General features: G+C 68.4%; 14 protein-coding genes. All 14 read right to left on the bottom strand.

Features of this window, described 5'->3' with window-relative positions:
* Positions 1–35 precede the first annotated feature (35 nt).
* The 14 genes from ACLQ23_RS09185 to ACLQ23_RS09250 all read right to left on the bottom strand — a co-directional run bounded on the left by ACLQ23_RS09185 (position 36) and on the right by ACLQ23_RS09250 (position 18372).
* A complete protein-coding gene (locus ACLQ23_RS09185) occupies positions 36–266 on the bottom strand; it encodes a DUF2188 domain-containing protein (protein WP_355598118.1) in 231 nt (76 codons plus the stop codon).
* Positions 267–340: 74 nt separating this feature from the next.
* The gene (locus tag ACLQ23_RS09190; RefSeq protein ID WP_355598128.1) at positions 341–994 is read right to left on the bottom strand and encodes a M23 family metallopeptidase; all 654 of its coding nucleotides are present in this window, start codon (positions 992–994) and stop codon (positions 341–343) included.
* A gap of 100 nt (positions 995–1094) precedes the next feature.
* Positions 1095–1964: an N-acetylmuramoyl-L-alanine amidase gene (locus tag ACLQ23_RS09195; RefSeq protein ID WP_355598116.1), complete on the bottom strand. Its 870-nt coding sequence runs from the start codon at positions 1962–1964 to the stop codon at positions 1095–1097.
* 65 nt (positions 1965–2029) lie between these two features.
* Complete coding sequence (locus ACLQ23_RS09200) at positions 2030–3199, bottom strand: peptidoglycan DD-metalloendopeptidase family protein (RefSeq protein WP_355598114.1); 1170 nt, start codon at positions 3197–3199, stop codon at positions 2030–2032.
* A 600-nt stretch (positions 3200–3799) separates the two neighbouring features.
* Complete coding sequence (mmsB, locus tag ACLQ23_RS09205; RefSeq protein ID WP_355598112.1) at positions 3800–5050, bottom strand: multiple monosaccharide ABC transporter permease; 1251 nt, start codon at positions 5048–5050, stop codon at positions 3800–3802.
* Positions 5047–6585 (bottom strand): multiple monosaccharide ABC transporter ATP-binding protein, encoded by a 1539-nt coding sequence (gene mmsA, locus ACLQ23_RS09210; protein ID WP_425880528.1) that lies wholly within the window; start codon positions 6583–6585, stop codon positions 5047–5049. The genes mmsB and mmsA overlap by 4 nt, the downstream gene beginning before the upstream one ends.
* Before the next feature lie 82 nt (positions 6586–6667).
* On the bottom strand, positions 6668–7813 hold the full coding sequence (chvE, locus tag ACLQ23_RS09215; RefSeq protein ID WP_355598108.1) for a multiple monosaccharide ABC transporter substrate-binding protein: 1146 nt from the start codon (positions 7811–7813) through the stop codon (positions 6668–6670).
* Between the two features lie 360 nt (positions 7814–8173).
* Positions 8174–9163: a LacI family DNA-binding transcriptional regulator gene (locus tag ACLQ23_RS09220; protein ID WP_197281424.1), complete on the bottom strand. Its 990-nt coding sequence runs from the start codon at positions 9161–9163 to the stop codon at positions 8174–8176.
* A 412-nt stretch (positions 9164–9575) separates the two neighbouring features.
* Positions 9576–11702, bottom strand: coding sequence for a family 43 glycosylhydrolase (locus ACLQ23_RS09225; RefSeq protein ID WP_355598106.1), 2127 nt, complete (start codon positions 11700–11702; stop codon positions 9576–9578).
* A 349-nt stretch (positions 11703–12051) separates the two neighbouring features.
* Complete coding sequence (gene araA, locus ACLQ23_RS09230) at positions 12052–13554, bottom strand: L-arabinose isomerase (protein ID WP_355628003.1); 1503 nt, start codon at positions 13552–13554, stop codon at positions 12052–12054.
* A 26-nt stretch (positions 13555–13580) separates the two neighbouring features.
* Positions 13581–14570 (bottom strand): galactofuranose ABC transporter, permease protein YjfF, encoded by a 990-nt coding sequence (gene yjfF, locus ACLQ23_RS09235; protein WP_355628005.1) that lies wholly within the window; start codon positions 14568–14570, stop codon positions 13581–13583.
* Positions 14567–15637 (bottom strand): ABC transporter permease, encoded by a 1071-nt coding sequence (locus ACLQ23_RS09240; protein ID WP_425880529.1) that lies wholly within the window; start codon positions 15635–15637, stop codon positions 14567–14569. Before ACLQ23_RS09240 ends, yjfF begins: the two co-directional genes overlap by 4 nt.
* Positions 15634–17175 carry a sugar ABC transporter ATP-binding protein gene (locus tag ACLQ23_RS09245; RefSeq protein WP_355628010.1) on the bottom strand — a complete coding sequence of 514 codons (1542 nt, stop codon included), beginning with the start codon at positions 17173–17175 and terminating at the stop codon, positions 15634–15636. Before ACLQ23_RS09245 ends, ACLQ23_RS09240 begins: the two co-directional genes overlap by 4 nt.
* Before the next feature lie 192 nt (positions 17176–17367).
* Positions 17368–18372: an ABC transporter substrate-binding protein gene (locus ACLQ23_RS09250; RefSeq protein WP_425735471.1), complete on the bottom strand. Its 1005-nt coding sequence runs from the start codon at positions 18370–18372 to the stop codon at positions 17368–17370.
* Positions 18373–18470 lie beyond the last annotated feature (98 nt).

Below are 18470 nucleotides of genomic sequence, written 5' to 3' on the forward strand. Positions count from 1 at the left end.
CCGACGGGGTCAGTCCGCGAAATATGGGGAGGCTGTCAGCCAGCGATGTCGCGCGGGTCCCGGCTGCGCGGGTACGTGTTCTTCTCCCCGATCGTGCCGTCCTGCTTCTTGATCACGTGCTCGACGCCACGGTCGGCAGCCATCTCCCGGCCCTGGGCCTGCGCGTCGGCCTTGGCCTCATGCGTGCTGCTGGCCCGCTCGTTGCCCTCCGCCTTGTTCTTCCACTGCCCGTCCTCGTGGTACGTGTCGACGTCACCCTTGGCCATGGCCTGCTCCCTCCCTGCGTCTCTGCACTGTCCTTCGATCAGTGCCCCGAGCGGGGTCGGGCAAAACGCCGTCCTCAGGAGACGCAGTTGTTGCTCGTACGCCGCAGCGTCTGTTCGCGTTCGTCGGTGGTGATGCCCGACGGCGTACCGTCGAAGTAGGTTTCGACCTTCTCCCACCCTCGGCGCTGCTCGTAGTGCAGGTGCGGAGCGCCGGAGTTGCCGGTGCTGCCGAGCCGCCCGATCTGCTGGCCCTGCGTGACCTTTTGGCCCTCCTTCACCAGCGGCGGTTCGAGCAGGTGCAGGTACTGCGTCTCCCACTTGCCACCGTGGTCGATCTTCACCCAGTAGCCGCCGCCACGGCCGCGCGGACCGTCCGGGTTCTCCGGGGTACGCCCACCCAGGGTCCCGTTGATGCCCGCCACTGTGACAGTGCCGCCGTAGGACGCGAGCACGGGCCGCCCCCACGCCTCGCCCTCGATCGGGAACAGGTCGACGTCGAAGTCGTCGTGACCGGGATAGGTGCTCAACTGCCAGGTCTCGCCGCAGGCCACAGGCATCTGGAAGAGCGGGCGCGGACCCGCCGGACGCAGCAGCGGCACGACGACCACTGCCACCCCGACGACGACCGCAAGCGCGACGAGCCCGACGAGGACACCGATCAGCCGACTCCGGGGGCGGCGGTGGTTGCGGGCTCTGCGAGGGCTGCCGGTCGTCACCGGCCCGAGCATGACAGACGCCGGCAACGCGTGGGCTCCGGGTCGCGGCATCCCAGCCCGTACGCCAGCTCACCGCTGCCCAGCGGCGGTGAGCTGGCGTCAGGCCGTGCCGTCAGCAGCGCGGCACGTTCGGGATGTATCCGTCGTAGCCGGTAAGCAGGTACGCGTCGGAGACGTACCTGTTGGTGCCGATCCGGTTCCACACGGAGGTCGTGCCGTACGGGCCGGTGACAGTACTGCCGGCGGCCTGGCAGTAGATGGCAACTGTCGCGCCGTCGGCGACCGAACCCACGACCGGATAGCTGGCGCCGGGGCCGGAGCGCACGTTGAGGGTGCTCGCACTGGTGCTCACCGTTCCGGAGCCGACGCCGGTGATCCCGTTCACCAGTTGCATGTAGTAGGTCCAGTTCCAGTTCGGGCCCGGGTCGGTGTGGGTGGCGCCGGGCACCTCGTTGTGCCCGATGATGTACGCCCGAGTCTTGGGGATGCCGTACCTGTTGGCGAGGGTGCGGGTGAGCGCGGCGGATGCCCGGTACATGGCGTCGGTGAGCCAGGCGGCGTTGTCGACGTACCCCTCGTGTTCGATGCCTATCGACTGGGTGTTGTAGGTCCAGTTGCCGGCGTGCCAGGCGATGTCCTTCTCCCGCACCGACTGGGTGACGGCCCCGTCGGAGGACCGGAAGGTGTAGTGCGCGCTGGCCTGCGCGGCCGGGTTCTGGAACCAGTTGACGGTGCCGGAGTACGAGCCCTGCGCGGTGTGGATGACGATTCGGGTCACCTGGTGGCTGCCCGGCCGGCTGGCCACCGTGTAGTTGCTCGTGCTCGCCGGTGCCCACGCGGCCGGCCCATAGTCGGTGCTGAGGGTGCCGATCCCGCTGGGGTCGGCGGCGGCCGGTGCGACGACCGCGACGGTGAGCGCAGTGGTGAGCGCGGTGGTCAGGGTGAGCAGGAGGCGGCCTCGGAGGATGGGTCGAACGGACATCTGCACTCCTCGCGGGAACGGAGGTTGGCGACCCGTGGGGCCGCCAACCTCGGCGGTCGTACTCGTCAGCACCAGCCGTTTACCGGACCGTTCACACCTGTCGACAGGTACGCGTCGGACACCCAACTGCCGTCGCTCAACCGGTTCCAGAGCGCCGTGGTGCCGTACCGGCCGGTGTGGGAGGTGCCGTTCGCGGAGCAGGAGATGGTGACTGTCGCGCCGTCGCCCACCGAGCCGAGCGAGCCGTAGCCCGTTCCCGGACCGGCCCGGCGAGTGAGCGCGCCACCGCCGTTCGCGTCGACAACGCCCTGGTTGAAGCCGAGCGCGCCGTAGTTGTAGAGGCCACCGCCGACGCCGGCGAAGGCCGACCCGTGCCGCGCCCCGCCCTGGTAGGCGGCGCCGCCGTTGGCAAGCACCCACTTGCCGATGTCGTGCCCGGCGATCGGCACGTACGCGCTGTTCTGTCGCAGTCCGAAGTGGACGTGCCGGCCGTAGGCAGCCCCACCGCAGGTGACGTCGGTGCCGGTGTTGCCCAGGACTGCACCCTGCCCGACGCTGGCGCCGTTGACCGAGATGCTGTTCCACAGGTGGTAGTAGTCGGTCGAGTAGCCCCGGTCGTGGATGACCCGGATCCATCCCCGACACATGGTGTACGCCGCTCCGGCCCGGGTCGCGCGAACCACCTGGTCGCCGCCGGCCAGGTCGATCGAGCTGTACGGCGACTCGGTCCCGCCCCAGCCGTGCGGGCCGCTGGTGAGCGTCCACGTCTGTCCGACACCGAACGGCAGGGCCATTCCGGTCCGGTAGTCCCCGCCCGCGTACATCGGGGTCGGTGTGGTGGTGAGCACGCTTCTCTCCTGGCCGCCCACCAGGGGCGACTCGGCGGCCAGTTCGCCGAAGGCGGCCTCGCCGTCGAAGGCGATCCGCCATCCGGCGCGGTCGGCGCGGGCGATGAAGACCGACCCGGTCGGGTGGGCGTCCTCCTGCCGGGGGGCGACCGCGACGGCGGTGCCGAACGCCCACCGGCCACTGCTGCGGCTGACGGTGATCCGGGTGTCCTGTTGCGCGCCGGCGGTCGACATCTTCGCGGTGCCGAGGAGTTTGGCGGTCACCGCCTCGGTGAGCGCGGAGGCGTCGGCGGTCGGCGCGGCGACGCTGGGGGTCGCCCAGAACAGGCTGGTGACCGTCAGCAGGGCCGCGGCTGCGCCGCCTGCCCATCGTCGATCGAGTCTCATCGTGACCTCACTTTCGATACGGGGATCGAGGCCGGGGCGATGGAGAGCCTGCGGCCGCTGGCGGGGTGGGGGTACCGGCGAGGCTGAGCGGAGTGCCGCATAGATAGAGAGGAACGTGAATATTGACGATGATTGTTGTGTAGTAAACCGTCGAAGTCAACGTGCGCATCGAAGGTTTCCTACACTCTGCGCGCTTTGGCCAACCCGTCAGATCAGCGGTGACGAGACTCCGCGACGGGCAGCGATAACGACAGCGGCACCGGCGCTGCGGTGCCGCCTCCCTGGCCGGCCCTGGGGTGTGTCCGGTTCCCTGTAGAGCTGCCCCAGAAATGGGGCAGCGCCGACCGGATCACCGCGAGCAGCCGGAGCACCACAACCATCTCCGCAGGGCACGGTCCATATGTGGGGCAGCTCTACAGGACCACCGACAGGTGGGTCGACCCTGCAGGGCGGCTCAGGCATCGCCGCGGGAAGCCCTCAACCAGCGTGCCAGGCACCGGCGCGGGGTCGAGGCGGGCACGGTGTGCCTACCGACCACCTGTTGACGCGTGGCCCCTGCCCGCAGAGGCGGGCAGGGGCCACGATCGTGCTCTTGCGACGTCAGCGGGCCGTTCCGGCGCGGCGCTTGTTGTAGACGTCGAACGCGACAGCGACGAGCAGGACGAGCCCCTTCACCACCGACTGCGTCGACTGGTCGATTCCCATCAGCTGCATGCCGTTGCTCATCACCGCCATGATCAGACCGCCGACCATCGCGCCCACGACCGTACCGACCCCGCCGGTGACCGCCGCGCCTCCGATGAACGCCGCGGCGATGGCGTCCAGCTCGAACATGTTGCCGGCGGCGGGTTGCGCCCCGTTTGACCGGGAGGAGTAGATGACCCCCGCCACCGCCGCCAGGAAGCCCATGTTGACGAACATCCAGAAGTTGACGGTACGGACCTTCACCCCGGACAGCGCCGCCGCCGACAGGTTGCCGCCGATCGCGTAGACCTGCCGGCCGAAGACCGTACGACGGGTGAGCAGGCCGTAGACCAGCACCAGGACCGCCAGGATGATCAGCACGATCGGCAGGCCACGTGCGTGCGCCAACTGCCAGGCGAAGTACATGATGACAGCGCCCACCGCGACGACCCGGGCGACGAACAGCGGGAACGACTCGACGGGCTGCTGGTAGCGGATCCGTGCCACGCGGGTGCGGAACCCGCTTACCGCGTACCCGGCGACGGCGACGGCACCGATGAGCAGCGTGAAGGCGTCGAAGCCCTGACCGCCGAGCAGCCCGTTGAGGAAGCCCGCGGCGACGCGCTGGTATTCGGCCGGGAACGGCGACAGCGAGATGTTGTCGAGTACCTGCAAGGTCAGCCCACGGAACAGCAACATTCCGGCCAGGGTCACGATGAACGCGGGAATCCCGGCGTACGCGACCCAGAAGCCGTGCCACGCGCCGACCGCGACGCCCACGGCGAGCGCGGCCAGGACACCCACCCACCACGGGTATCCCTGCTGGATGACCAGGACGGCGGAGACCGCGCCGGTCAGCGCGACAACCGACCCCACCGACAGGTCGATGTGCCCGCCGATGATCAGGATGACCATCCCGATCGCCAGGACCAGGATGTACGAGTACTGGAGAACGATGTTCGTGATGTTGCCAGGGCTGAGTGACACCCCGTCGGTGAGGATCGCGAACAGCGCGACGATGACGGCCAGGGCGACGTAGATCCCGCTCTGCCGCAGGTTGTTCAACACAAGCGCCCGCAGGTCGCTCGTCCCGGTGTGCAGGGCGGCGGCCGGCGTGGCGTCCGGTGGCGTCGGGCGCTCCGTCGAAGGGGTCTTGATGCTTGTCATCCGACGAGCTCCTTGTCCTTTGTCATCAGCTCCATGAGGCTCTCCTGGGTCGCCTCACCCACCGGCATCTCGCCGGTGATCCGGCCCGCGGCGAGGGTGTAGATGCGGTCGCACATCCCGAGCAGCTCCGGCAGCTCGGAGGAAATGATGATCACCGCTTTGCCGTCGGCCACCAGCCGGTTGATGATCGTGTAGATCTCGAACTTGGCCCCGACGTCGATCCCGCGCGTCGGCTCGTCGAGGATCAGCACGTCCGGGTCGGTGAAGAGCCACTTCGACAGCACTACCTTCTGCTGGTTGCCGCCGGAGAGCTTGCCGACCACCGCCATGACACTCGGTGCCTTGATGTTCATGTCCCGGCGGCTCGACTCGGCGACCTTGATCTCCTCGTTACCGTTGACCCAGCCCATCCGGGACAGCCGGTCCAGGGCGGCGGCCGACACGTTGCGCCGTACGTCGTCGATGAGGTTGAGGCCGTACCGCTTGCGGTCCTCGGTGACGTACGCGATGCCGTTGTCGATGGCCTCCGCGACGGTACGGGCGTTGACCTGCCGGCCGTGCATGAACAACCGGCCGTTGATGTCCCGGCCGTACGACCTGCCGAACACGCTCATCGCCAACTCGGTCCGGCCGGCGCCCATCAGCCCGGCGATGCCGACGACCTCACCGGCGCGCACGGACAGGCCGACACCTTCGACGACCATCCGCTCCTGGGTGGGGTGGCGCACCGACCAGTCCTCGATCCGCAGCACCTCCTCGCCCGGCGACGACTCGCGGTCGGGGTAGAAGCTGTCCAGGTCGCGCCCGACCATGCCCCGGATGATGCGTTGCTGGTTCACGTCGTCGGCGCGCATGTCCAAGGTCTCCACAGCGCGCCCGTCGCGGATCACTGTCGTCGAGTCCGCGATCGCGGTGATCTCGTTGAGCTTGTGGGAGATCATGATGCAGGTGATCCCCCGGTCTTTGAGCTGTCGGAGCAGCCCGAGCAGGTGCGCCGAGTCGACGTCGTTGAGAGCGGCGGTCGGCTCGTCCAGGATGAGCAGGCGCACCTTCTTCGACAGCGCCTTGGCGATCTCCACTAGCTGCTGCTTGCCCACGCCGAGCTGGATGACCGGGGTGACCGGGTTCTCGTGCAGCCCCACGGACGCCAGCAGTTCCGCCGCCTCGGCGTTGGCCCGGTTCCAGTCGATGAGGCCGCTGCGGCCCCGGCGCTCGTTACCGAGGAAGAGGTTCTCGGCGATCGACAGGTGCGGCACCAGGGCGAGTTCCTGGTGGATGATGACGATGCCGTTTGCCTCGCTGTCCCGGATTCCCCGGAAGTGCATCGCCTTGCCGTCAAAGAGGATCTCTCCGTCGTACGAGCCCGATGGGTGTACGCCGGACAGCACCTTCATGAGTGTGGATTTGCCGGCGCCGTTCTCGCCACAGATGGCGTGGATCTCTCCCCGGCGCACCGCGAGGGTGACGTCCTCAAGGGCGGTCACCCCGGGAAAGGTCTTCGTGATGCGACGCATCTCGAGGATGGTGTCGTCCATGGTCGCTGTCCTCTGTCAGGTCCCGACGTGGTCCGCCACGACGTCGGGCCCGGCGGGGTGACCGCCGAGCCCGACGAATGGCTTACTTCTTGGCCTGACCGGCGGCGACCTCTTCCGCCGTCCAGTACCCGGAGTCGATCAGCGCGGTCTTGATGTTGTCCTTGTAGACCGTCACGAACGGCAGCAGGTACGACGGGACGACCTTGACGCCGTTGTTGTACGTCTGCGTGTCGTTGGCCTGCGGCTGCTTGTCCTGGAGGAACGCCTCGGCGGCGTTGACGGCCTGGTCGGCCAGCAGCCGGGTGTCCTTGAAGACGGTGCAGGTCTGCACGCCATCGTTGATCAGCTTGATCGAGGCGATCTCGGCGTCCTGGCCGGTCACCGCGGGCAGCTTCTTCTTGCCGCTACCGCCGTAGCCGGCGTTCTGCAGGGCGGTGATGATGCCCCGTGAGATGCCGTCGTACGGCGACAGCACGCCGTCGACCTGCGAGCCGTCGTTGTAGCTGGAGGTGAGCAGGTCCTCCATCCGCTTCTGCGCGGTCTCCTGTTGCCACCGCAGGATGGCCACCTGCTCGATGGTGGTCTGGCGCGACTTCACCTTCAGCGTGCCGGCGTCGATGAACGGCTTCAGCGTGTCCATGGCGCCGCCGAAGAAGTACTGGGTGTTGTTGTCGTCGAGCGAACCGGCGAACAGCTCGATGTTGAACGGGCCGGTGGCCGTACCCTTCGAGCCGTCCTGGTTCTGCAGGCCGAGGCCGACAAGCAGCCCGGTGGCCTGGGCGACGCCGACCTTGTAGTTGTCGAAGCTCACGTAGAAGTCGACGTTCTTGCTGCCGCGGATGAGCCGGTCGTACGAGATGACCGGGATCTTCGCGTCGGCTGCGGCCTGGAGCTGGCCGCTGAGCGCCGTTCCGTCGATCGCCGCGATGACCAGGACGTCCGCGCCCTGGGTGATCATCTGGTCGACCTGCTGCGACTGGGTGGGGATGTCGTCGCCCGCGTACTGGAGGTCGACCTTGTAGCCCTTGGCCTCCAACTTCTGCTTCACGGCGTTGCCGTCGGCGATCCACCGCTCGGAGGTCTGGGTCGGCATCGAGACGCCGATGGTCAGGTCGCCGGGCTTCTTCTCGCTCGTGTTACCGCCGCTGCCGGCGCCTTCGCCACTGCATGCCGCCAGGCTCAGCGCCAGCATCGCGCTACCCAGAGCAACCAGGAATTTCCTGCTCACGGGCCTCTCCTCCTCCGGATTCCCCCGCCGACCGCCGGGGCCCACGTGTCACCTTTGGGGTAGTGTTAGCGCTCACATAAGACACGTCAACAGTTGATCTGAAATACCGGTGTCACGGTCTCGTAACGAGAGGCTTTCCGACGGCGCGGCCTGGGATTCCGCCGTCCACAGTGGATGTCGTCGCCTCGATCGCACGCTGGGTAGCGGCTGCCTCAGCGTGACCGCCCACCACCGTCAGCGCAACGGGCGGCGGGACATCGTCGACCAGACGCGACGGGCCCTCAACACGACGGGCCGGCAGAACACCGCCGACAGGATGCGACAGGCCGGCAGGGCTCCGTCGACGACACGCGACGCGCCTCAGCGCGAAGGGGGCGGGGCAACGCTGTCGCGGGCGACAAGTGTCGGTGCGATGGTCTGCCGCAGAGCCCCGCCGCTGCCCGACTCGATCTGGGTCAACAGCATCTGCAGACTCGCCCGTGCCACAGCGTCGAAGTCGGGCCGGACGGTGGTCAGCGGCGGGATGAAATACGCGGCCTCCGGCACGTCGTCGAAGCCCACCACGCTGATCTCGGCCGGCACCCGCCTGCCGAACTCGTGCAACGCCCGCAGCACGCCCAGAGCGAGGTGGTCGTTGGCCGTGAAGATGGCGGTGACCTCGGGCATCCGTGCCAGCATCTGCCCGCACCGGTAACCCGATGCCGCCGACCAGTCCCCCGGCATCAGCGGCGGCGGGCTGATCCCGGCGGCCAGCAAAGTCTCCCGCCAGCCCTCGATGCGACCGGCACCGTCGAACCAGTCGGACGGCCCCGACACGTGCCACACGGTGCGGTGCCCGGCGTCGAGGAGATGCTGGGTCGCCGCCCGCGCGCCCGCCACCTGGTCGACAGTCACCAGCGGCATCGGCCGATGCGGGTCGCCGTCGACGGTGACCAACGGGACGTCCTGAGGCAGCCGCTCCAGCGCCTCGCCGGCCGACTCGACCGGCGCGATGACGACGATGCCGGCGACCCGGTGCGCCAGGTGCCGCTCGACCGCGGCCGAGATCGACCGGTGGTCGAGGTCCCGGACACTGCCCACGCTGACCGCGAAGCCCTCTTCCGCTGCGGTCTGCTCAAGGGCCGCCAGGAGCGACGCCGGGCCGTAGAGGGTGGTGTTCTGTGCCACCACGCCGATCACCTGCGACCGGCCGGTCACCAGGGCGCGTGCCGCGCCGTTCGGGCGGTAGCCGAGTTCGGCGATCGCCGCCCGCACCCGCAAACGGGTCTGCTCACGCACGTTGGGGTGCCCGTTGAGCACCCGTGACACCGTCTGGTGGGAGACACCGGCGAGACGAGCGACATCAGTCATCGCGGGACCATGGACGGCCATTTCACTCCCCCCGCCAAATCCGGACCGCAGCCCGTCGACGTCGACTGGAAGCGGCCCGGCCTGATCCCCCTCGCTCAGTCACCACGCCGGTGCTGAATCCCAGGTGACCAGCGCTGGATCGCCGACAGTCTACGCCAGCCATCGGCCTGGACAGGGCCTGGCTGTGGGCGAACGGCGCGACGGGTCGCAGGTCGGCGGCCCGGCCCACCCGTCACCCACACCGAGGGCGACGAACGGACCGGGCGGCGCCCGCGCCACCGACCGGTTCCCCGTTCCCGGAAGGGGCACGGAGCAGGGCGGCGACGGGCACGAACAGTGGCGCGGACCGCCCGTCCGAGATCCGGACGGGAAGTCCGCGCCACCGGTCAGATCGACAGCTGTGTGACAGGCGTCACGGTGTCGTCAGGTCGAACCGGTTGACCGTCACCGCTCCCCCGAGCGCCTGGGTGGCGTGGTTGAAGATGGCGAACCGGTAGCCCATGAAGAACTGCCAGTTGTTGGCGAGCGTCAGGGCGTTGCCGAACGACGTGAAGTTGACCCCGTCGGTGCTGTACGAGAAGCGGGCCTGACGGCCGGATCCGGGTCTGATGTCGGCGTTGGCGCGCAACCAGATCCGGCCACCGGAGACGGCGGTGCTCGCCACCTCGCTGCCGGTGCTGGTGGTGTTCCAGTTGCTGTCCATCGTCAAGCCGTTCTGCATCACCAGACGCGTGGAACCGTTGTCCCGCCGGATGCCGATCCAGGCCGACGAGTTGCGCAGCACCGCCAGGCCCGTGCGGTCACCGTCGCGCATCGTCGAGTAGTCAAGCTCGATGGTGGCGGTGGAGGTGGGGCCCTGGATGCGGTGCGTCAACGTGTTCCGGGCGGCGTACAGGTCGCCGGTGACGGTGGCGGTTTGCAGGCGGAGCCCGTTGTTTACCGAATACCGGCTGGTGTCCGGGTTGTGGTTCCACTCCCACTGCGGGCCGAGGGTCGTGCCGGAGAACGTGTCGGTGCCGGTGAGTGGCTTCACCGCCCGGGGCGCGGCGGGCAGGTTCGGCTTCGGGTACGAGCTGCCCCACGCGCCGTTCACCGTCTGCAGGACGGGCCACCCGTCGCCGGTCCAGGTGATCGGCGCCATGGCGGGCATCCGACCACCGGGGTACGCGTCGACGAACGCCATGTAGTACCAGTCGCCGTTCTGGGTCTGCACCAGTCCGCCCTGGTGCGGAACCCCGCCGCCGGAGATCGGGCCGGGCAGGTTGAGCAGCACCTGGCGCTGCTCGTACGGGCCGAACGGGCCGTTTGTCGACTTCAGCACGTACTGGCCGTTGGCCGGTCGGGTGAGCCAGATGTAGTAGGCGCCGTTGCGCTTGTAGAAACGCGCGCCCTCAAGCGTCCCGATGCTCGATGGCGTCTGGTACACCTGCTGGGCGCGGACCTGCGACTTCCCGTCGGCGGACAGCTGGGCGACGCTGATGGTGCCGTTGCCGTACGCCACGTACATGGTGTCGTTGTCGTCGATGAGCATCCCCGCGTCGTAGTAGCAGTTGGGGATTGTGGTGTGCTTGCTCCAGGTGCCGTCCACGGCGCTGGCGGTGTAGATGTGGGTCTGCGCGAAGTCGATGCACCCGGCCCAGTAGAACGTCCTGTTGCTCGGCCGGTAGTTCAGCGTCGACGCCCAGATCCCGTCGACGTACGCGTTACCGCCGCTCATGTCGTACTTCGACCCGAACTCCAGGCGTGGCACCGAGTGCCCGGCGAACTCCCAGTTGACGAGGTCGTACGAGCGCAGGACGGGAGCGCCCGGCGAGTAGTGCATTGTGGACGCCGACATGTAGTAGGCGTCGCCCACCCGGATGATGTCGACGTCGGCGAAGTCCTGCCAGACGACCGGGTTGGTGTACGTCCCGCCCGTCGGGGGCGGAGTCGTCGGCGGCGGTGTGGTGGGGTTGCCTCCGCTGCCCACCTGAACGAGCTGCCACTGCTGGTTGTTGCCGCCCCAGTCGTCGTACTGCACGATGTTGCCGCCGTCGGCGGTGGAGGCGTTCTGCACCTCGACCGCCTTGTTGCTGTTGCGGTTGATCAGTCGCACGTAGCCGCCCGAGGAGTCCGCCAGGCGGAACTGCTGGTTCACCCCGTTGCCGTCGGCCCACTGCACTATCGACGCGCCGTTGGCGGTGGAGAAGTTGTAGACGTCGAGCACCTTGCCGGAGTGCCGGGACTTCAGCCGGTAGTAGCCGCCGCCGGAGTCGACGAACTGCCACTGCTGCCACGCGCCGTCGTTGCGCGCCCACTGCGTGATCCGCGCGCCGTCGTTCGTGGCCTGGTTGTACACGTCCAGCGCCTTGCCGCTGTTGCGGTTCACCAACACGTACCAGGCGTTGGTGTCCACCGTCGCTGCCGATGCGGGTGACGCGGCCACCGCGGTGAGCGTGCCGCCCACCAGCACCGCCGCCGCGGCGGCGGTGAGCCGCCGCAACCACCCGCGCCGACGCGCGGGTGGTGTGGCCCAGGGAACCCGACCGATGGCAACCATGATCCTCCTTCGAGAACGCGAACCGAAGCGGTCTGGGCCGGCATCCCCCGGCACCGGGCGGGGTGCCGTGCCTGGCCACGGGCCCGACCGATGTGATCGCTAACATCGCTCCCCGTGCCGCGAGGGCGGCAATCAGTGAAAACCGGGGGGCGGACGCGATTCGCGGGCGGGTCAGCCGCAGATATTGACTGTCTTGGTTATAGACTGTGAGCGATAACACGCCCTTAGTCAAGACGTAACACAGCTGGCTCGCGGTCGTGCTAGGCGCACACGCAGACGGGTGGCGCGTCCCGACCGACAACGGCCGGTGGTGACGCCCCACCCGTCTGGGAAGGTGCTGCCGCGTGGGTCAGAAGCCGCGCGCCAACCGGTAGTAGGCCTGGTTCCACCGGATCTCGTCGGCGAAGCGACGCGGCTCGGTGTCGGCGTCGATGACGACGAGTTCGGTACGGCTCATCTCGGCCAGGTCGTGCAACTCCTCCACGCCGACTGCCTGGGACAGCACCGTGTGATGGGGAGCGCCAGCGGTGATCCACGCCTCGGCCGAGACAGGCAGGTCGGGTCGGGGACGCCAGACGGCCCGTGCCACCGGCAGTCGGCGCAGCGGCTGCGGCGGCGTCACCACGTCGATCTCGTTCGCCACCAGCCGGAAGCGCTCCCCCATGTCGGCAAGCCCCAGCACCACAGCCGGGCCGGGCTCGGCGTCGAAGACGAGGCGCACCGGGTCCTCCCGCCCGCCGATGCTCAGCGGGTGGATCTCCACGTTGGGTACGCCGGACGCGATGGTCGGGCAGACCTCCAGCATGTGGGCACCGAGCACCAGCTCCGAGCCGGGGGTGAGGTCGTAGGTGTAGTCCTCCATGAAGGACGTGCCGCCCTCCACGCCCACCGACATCGCCTTGAGGGTGTGCACGAGCACGGAGGTCTTCCAGTCGCCCTCGCCGCCGAAGCCGTAACCGTCGGCCATCAACCGCTGCACCGCGATGCCCGGCAGCTGACGCAGCCCGCCGAGGTCCTCGAAGTTCGTGGTGAACGCCCGGAACCCGCCGGCGTCCAGGAAGGCGCGCATGCCCAGCTCCAGGCGGGCCGCGTACCGCAGGGAGTCGTGCTGCTCACCCCCGGCCACCAGCGCCGGGACGACACGGTACGTGTCCTCGTACTCCTTCACGAGGTCGTCGACCTGCGAGTCGGTGACCTCGCCGACCACCTTGACCAGGTCGTTGACGCCGTAGGTGTTCACCGACACCCCGAAGCGCAGCTCCGCCTCGACCTTGTCGCCCTCGGTCACCGCGACGTCGCGCATGTTGTCACCGAAGCGGGCCAGGCGCAGCGACCGCATCGCCGACCAACCCAGGGCCGCCCGCGCCCACGCGCCGACCCGGCTGGTCACCCTCGGGTCGCTGACATGCCCCGCGACGGTCTTGCGGGCCACACCGAGACGCGTCTGGATGTACCCGAACTCGCGGTCGCCGTGGGCGGCCTGGTTCAGGTTCATGAAGTCCATGTCGATGTCGTCCCACGGGAGCAGGACGTTGGCCTGGGTGTGCAGGTGCAGCAACGGCGTCTGCAACGCGTCCAGGCCGGCGATCCACATCTTCGCCGGGGAGAAGGTGTGCATCCACGCGATGACCCCGATCGCGCCCTGAGCGGCGGCGTCGCGGCAGATCTGGAGGATCTCGCCGCTGTTGGTCAGGACCGGCTTCCAGACCACCCGGGCAGGGATCTGCGGCGAGTCGTCGAGCGCGGCCGCGATCTGGCGGGACTGCTCGGCGACCTGCCGGAGCGTCTCCTCGCCGTACATGCCTTGGCTGCCGGTGAGGAACCAGATCACGGGTTCGGGGTGTGGTGCCATGGGGTTGCCTTCCGCGAGAGGGGCGGTCACTTGTAACGGATTCCGATGAGGCGCTGCAGGAGGATGAAGACGAAGAGCAGACCCCCAATCACGATCTTGGTCCACCAGGAGTTGAGGCTTCCATCGAAGGTGATGAGCGTCTGGATCACGCCCAGGACCAGTACGCCGAGCACCGTGCCGAAGACGTACCCGGAACCACCGGTCAGCACGGTGCCACCGATGACGACGGCGGCGATGACGTCCAACTCCATGCCGACGGCGATCAGCGGCGCGCCGGAGAGCGTGTAGAAGGACAGCAGGATGCCGCCGATCGCCGAGCACAGACCACTGATCGTGTAGACGGCGATCCGGGTCCGCCCCACCGGCAGGCCCATCAGCAGCGCCGACTGCGGGTTGCCGCCGATGGCGTACACGTTGCGCCCCAGCCGGGTGTAGGCAAGCGTGTACGCGGCCACGGCCACCACGGCGAACGCGATGAGCACGCTGATCGAGACGAAGTTGCCCTTGGGGTCGCCGATCCGCTCCTGCGACATCCTGGTCCAGAACCCGTCGGTGATCGGGATGGACGAGCCGGAGATGAACGTGCACATGCCCCGGGCGAAGAACATCCCGGCGAGCGTGACGATGAACGGCTGGATCTCGAAGAAGTGGATGGCGCAGCCCATCAGCAGACCGAGCGTCGGGCCGATGAGCAGGGCGATGACGAGCACCAACGGCGCCGGCATACCCCCCTGGAGCAGCCAGGCCGACACCATCGCGGTCATGGCGACCACCGACCCCACCGACAGGTCGATACCGCCGGTGAGGATCACGAAGGTCATCCCCACCGCGACGACGAGCAGGAAACCGTTGTCGATGAAGACGTTGAAGATGACCTGCACGTTGGAGAACGCCGTGTACTGCGACACCCCGATGCCGTACATGACCAGGAGCAGGGCGAGCGTCGCCAGGACCGGTATCTGCCGCCTCGGCAGCCGGAACCGGGCGCGGCCGGCGGTGAGTGATCCAGTGGTCATGCCGGCACCTGCTCCTTCGGCTTGTCGGCGATGGCGGCGGGCGGCGGAGCGTTTCGCCTACGGCGGGCGAACCGGGCCCGGAAGGCCGGCGCCTGGATGAGGCAGACGGCGATGACGACGACCGCCTTGAACAGCAGCGCGGTCTGCGGCGAGATGTTCATTGCGTACACAGTTGTGGTGAGGGTCTGGATGATCAGCGCGCCGAGGATCGTGCCGCTGAGGAAGAACCGGCCGCCCGCGAGGGACGTGCCGCCGATGACCACCGCGAGGATGGCGTCGAGTTCGACCCAGAGGCCGGCGGCGTTGCCGTCGGCGCTGGAGACGTTGGCCGTCATCATGAAACCGGCGATCGCGGCGCACGCGGCGCTGATCACGTACGTGAGGAAGATGACCCGGGCGGATCTGATGCCGGCGAGCCGACTGGCGACGGCGTTGCCACCCACCGACTCGATGATCACGCCGAGGGCGGTCCGTCGGGTGAAGGCGGCCACCAGCAGGGCTGCGGCGAGGGCGATGAAGATGGCAAGCGGCAGGGTCAGCGCGTGGCCCAGACCGATCGCCCGGTACGGCTCCGAGTTGATCGTGATGATCTGACCCTCGGTGATCAGCTGGGCGAGACCCCGGCCGGCCACCATGAGGATCAGCGTGGCGATGATCGGTTGAATACCGATCACCGCCACCAGCACCCCGTTCCAGGCGCCGAGCACGAGCGCCACACCCAGCGCCATCGCGAGAGCGGTAAGCACCACCGTGAGGCTGTTCTGGTCGGGCTGCTTGCTGATGTACATGCAGGCGATCGCGCCGCTGATCGCGCAGACCGACCCGACCGACAGGTCGATGCCGCCGGTCGAGATGACAAGGGTCATGCCCAGCGCGACGAGGATGAGCGGTGCGCTCAGCCGCAGGATGTCGATCGGCGTGCCGTACAGGTGCCCGTCCTTGAGTTCGACGGACAGGAACCCGGGCCGGTAGATCGTGTTCGCGGCGAGCATGGCGACCAGCACGGCGGCGGGCCAGAACAGCCGGTGACCGATCATCGTCCGGTAGCGGCCCATTGTGTCGTTCATCGGTCTGCCTCCTCCCGGTGGGATCCGCTGGCGATGGTCTGCATGACGCGGTCGGCGTCGAGGTCGTCGTCGTTGGCGAGCTGGGCGACCATCTGCCGGTCCCGCATCACTGCCACCTTGTGGCTGAGGCGCAGTACCTCCTCCAGCTCGGCGGAGATGAACAGCACCGCCATCCCGCCGTCGGACAACTGCGTCACGAGCTTCTGGATCTCGGTCTTCGCGCCGATGTCGATACCCCGGGTCGGTTCGTCGAGGATCAACAGCCGTGGCTCGGTGATCAGCCAGCGGGCCAGCAGCACCTTCTGCTGGTTGCCGCCGGACAGGTTGCGCACCGGCACCTCCGGGTCAGCGGGCCGGATGTTGAGGGCCTTGACGTACTTGTCGACCAGTTCGTCCTGACGGCGACGCGGAATGGGCCGCAGCCAGCCGCGGGCGGCCTGCATGGCGAGAATGATGTTCTCGCGGACCGACAGGTCGGGCACGATGCCCTCCGCGCGACGGTTCTCCGAACAGAACCCGACACCCTGGTCGATGGCCTGCGCGGGCGTACGCAGACTGCTCGACGAGCCGTCCACAACCACCTGACCGCCGTCGGCCCGGTCGGCGCCGAACAACAGCCGCGCGACCTCGGTACGCCCGGAGCCCAGCAGGCCGGCCAGACCCACCACCTCGCCGGCATGGATGGTCAGGCTGAACGGCTCGACCGCGCCGGACCGGCCGAAGTTCGACACCGCCACCAGCGGCGTGCCCTCCTCAAGCGTGGCCAGGTCCCGTCGGGAGCTCTCCTCGATGCCCTCCAGGGCGTCGAGCTCCTTGCCGATCATCTTTTCGACGAGGCTGAGCTGGGGCAGTTCGGCGGTCTGGTACTCACCGACGAGCCCGCCGTTACGCAGCACTGTGATGCGGTCGGCGATCTCGTAGACCTGGTCGAGGAAGTGCGTCACGAACAGGATCGCGATGCCCTCGTCGCGCAGTTGGCGCATGATGCGGAACAGCTGCGCGACCTCACCCGCGTCGAGGCTGGACGTCGGCTCGTCCAGGATCAGCACCCGGGCCTTGATGTCGATGGCGCGGGCGATGGCGACCATCTGCTGGATCGCGAGGGAGTACGAACCGAGCGGCGCACTGACGTCGAGGTCGAGGTCGAGGCGGGTCAGCAGCGTACGGGCGCGGCGGCGGACCTCACCCCAGCGGACGGCCCCGAGGAGCCGGGGTTCCCGGCCGATGAAGATGTTCTCCGCCACCGACAGGTTGGTGCAGAGGTTGACCTCCTGGTAGACGGTGCTCACCCCGGCGGCCGTCGCCTGCATCGGCCCGCTGAAGGACACCGGCTCGCCGTCGAGGGTGATCGCGCCCGCGTCGGTGTCGTAGACACCGGTGAGCACCTTGATGAGGGTCGACTTGCCGGCGCCGTTCTCGCCCATCAGGGCGTGCACCTCGCCGGGAAAGAGCCGAAAGTTGACGTCGTGGAGTGCGCGCACCCCGGGGAAGGACTTGCTGATCCCGGTCATCGTCAGGACCGGACGGCTATCCGTCATCCCATCAGACCTCTTCTGGGGGTTGTCGACGCGGAAGGGCCGTCGCGCTCCCGCCGAGCCCGCCCGAGCCGCCCCGTGAGGGGCGGCTCGGGCGGGCGTGTCACGGGGTGATCGCGGGCCATGCCCGGTCCGTTGAGGGTTGGGGGCGACGCGGCGGGGCCGCCACGCGAGCGCGGCGACCCCCGGCGTCGATCAGTACTTGCGGTTGGGCAGGGCCTCCTTGGCCTGCTCACTCGTGAAGGTGGTCTCCTCGGTCTCGATCCGGGCAGGCACCTCCTCGCCCGCGTGCACCTTCTTGGCCAGTTCCATCAGCTGTGGGCCGAGGAGCGGGCTGCACTCCGCGATGAAGTTGAACTTCCCGTCGGCGAGAGCCTGCATGCCGTCCTTGACCGCGTCGACAGTGATGATGGTGATGTCCTTGCCCGGCTCCTTGCCGGCCGCGGTGATCGCCTCGAGCGCACCCAGACCCATGTCGTCGTTGTGCGCGAACAGCACGTCGATCTTCGGGTTGGCCTTGAGGAACTGCTCCATCACCTGCTTGCCACCGGCCCGGGTGAAGTCCCCGGACTGCGACGCGATGACCTTCAGGTTCGGGTTGGCGGCGATCGCCTCGGCGAAGCCCTTCTTGCGGTCGTTGGCCGGGGCGGCACCGGTGGTGCCCTGCAACTCGACGATGTTCACCGGACCCGAGGCGCTCTTCTTCTGCTCGACGAGCCACTCACCGGCGAGCCGGCCCTCCTTGACGAAGTCCGAGCCGAGGAAGGTCTTGTACAGGCTCTTGTCGGGCGAGTCGACCGAGCGGTCGGTCAGGATGACCGGAATGCCGGCGTCCTTGGCCTCCTTGAGGACGGTGTCCCAGCCGGATTCCACGACCGGCGAGAAGGCGATCACGTCGACCTTCTGCTGGATGTAGTTGCGGATCGCCTTGATCTGGTTTTCCTGCTTCTGCTGCGCGTCGTCGAACTTCAGCTCGATGCCCGCGGCGGCGGCCGCCTCCTTGATCGAGGTGGTGTTCGCGGTACGCCACCCGCTCTCCGCACCGACCTGCGAGAAGCCCATCGTGATCTTGCCGTCGTCCGTGGACCCGCCGCCGCCGGTGTCGCTGTTGCCGCAGGCCGCCACGCCGCCGACGAGCAGCACGCTGGCGAGGACCGCGACAGCGCGCCACGGCGCGGACTGCGTACGCATCTTTCTCATCAGTTCTCCTTGGCTGGGTGTGGTGGGGACCGCGTCAGCCGCCGACGTACGAGAGGCGACCTCTGCGGGTGGTGCGTGCTGGTACGTCGGTGGTGCAG

The sequence above is a fragment of the Micromonospora sp. DT41 genome, assembly GCF_049841715.1.
Classification (GTDB): domain Bacteria; phylum Actinomycetota; class Actinomycetes; order Mycobacteriales; family Micromonosporaceae; genus Micromonospora; species Micromonospora profundi.

Bases quoted from the DNA above. Each gene is read 5' to 3' on its own strand.
- ACLQ23_RS09185 (WP_355598118.1), bottom strand. From the start codon at position 266: ATGGCCAAGGGTGACGTCGACACGTACCACGAGGACGGGCAGTGGAAG.
- ACLQ23_RS09190 (WP_355598128.1), bottom strand. From the start codon at position 994: ATGCTCGGGCCGGTGACGACCGGCAGCCCTCGCAGAGCCCGCAACCAC.
- ACLQ23_RS09195 (WP_355598116.1), bottom strand. From the start codon at position 1,964: ATGTCCGTTCGACCCATCCTCCGAGGCCGCCTCCTGCTCACCCTGACC.
- ACLQ23_RS09200 (WP_355598114.1), bottom strand. From the start codon at position 3,199: ATGAGACTCGATCGACGATGGGCAGGCGGCGCAGCCGCGGCCCTGCTG.
- mmsB (WP_355598112.1), bottom strand. From the start codon at position 5,050: ATGACAAGCATCAAGACCCCTTCGACGGAGCGCCCGACGCCACCGGAC.
- mmsA (WP_425880528.1), bottom strand. From the start codon at position 6,585: ATGGACGACACCATCCTCGAGATGCGTCGCATCACGAAGACCTTTCCC.
- ACLQ23_RS09220 (WP_197281424.1), bottom strand. From the start codon at position 9,163: ATGACTGATGTCGCTCGTCTCGCCGGTGTCTCCCACCAGACGGTGTCA.
- ACLQ23_RS09225 (WP_355598106.1), bottom strand. From the start codon at position 11,702: ATGGTTGCCATCGGTCGGGTTCCCTGGGCCACACCACCCGCGCGTCGG.
- araA (WP_355628003.1), bottom strand. From the start codon at position 13,554: ATGGCACCACACCCCGAACCCGTGATCTGGTTCCTCACCGGCAGCCAA.
- yjfF (WP_355628005.1), bottom strand. From the start codon at position 14,570: ATGACCACTGGATCACTCACCGCCGGCCGCGCCCGGTTCCGGCTGCCG.
- ACLQ23_RS09240 (WP_425880529.1), bottom strand. From the start codon at position 15,637: ATGAACGACACAATGGGCCGCTACCGGACGATGATCGGTCACCGGCTG.
- ACLQ23_RS09245 (WP_355628010.1), bottom strand. From the start codon at position 17,175: ATGACGGATAGCCGTCCGGTCCTGACGATGACCGGGATCAGCAAGTCC.
- ACLQ23_RS09250 (WP_425735471.1), bottom strand. From the start codon at position 18,372: ATGAGAAAGATGCGTACGCAGTCCGCGCCGTGGCGCGCTGTCGCGGTC.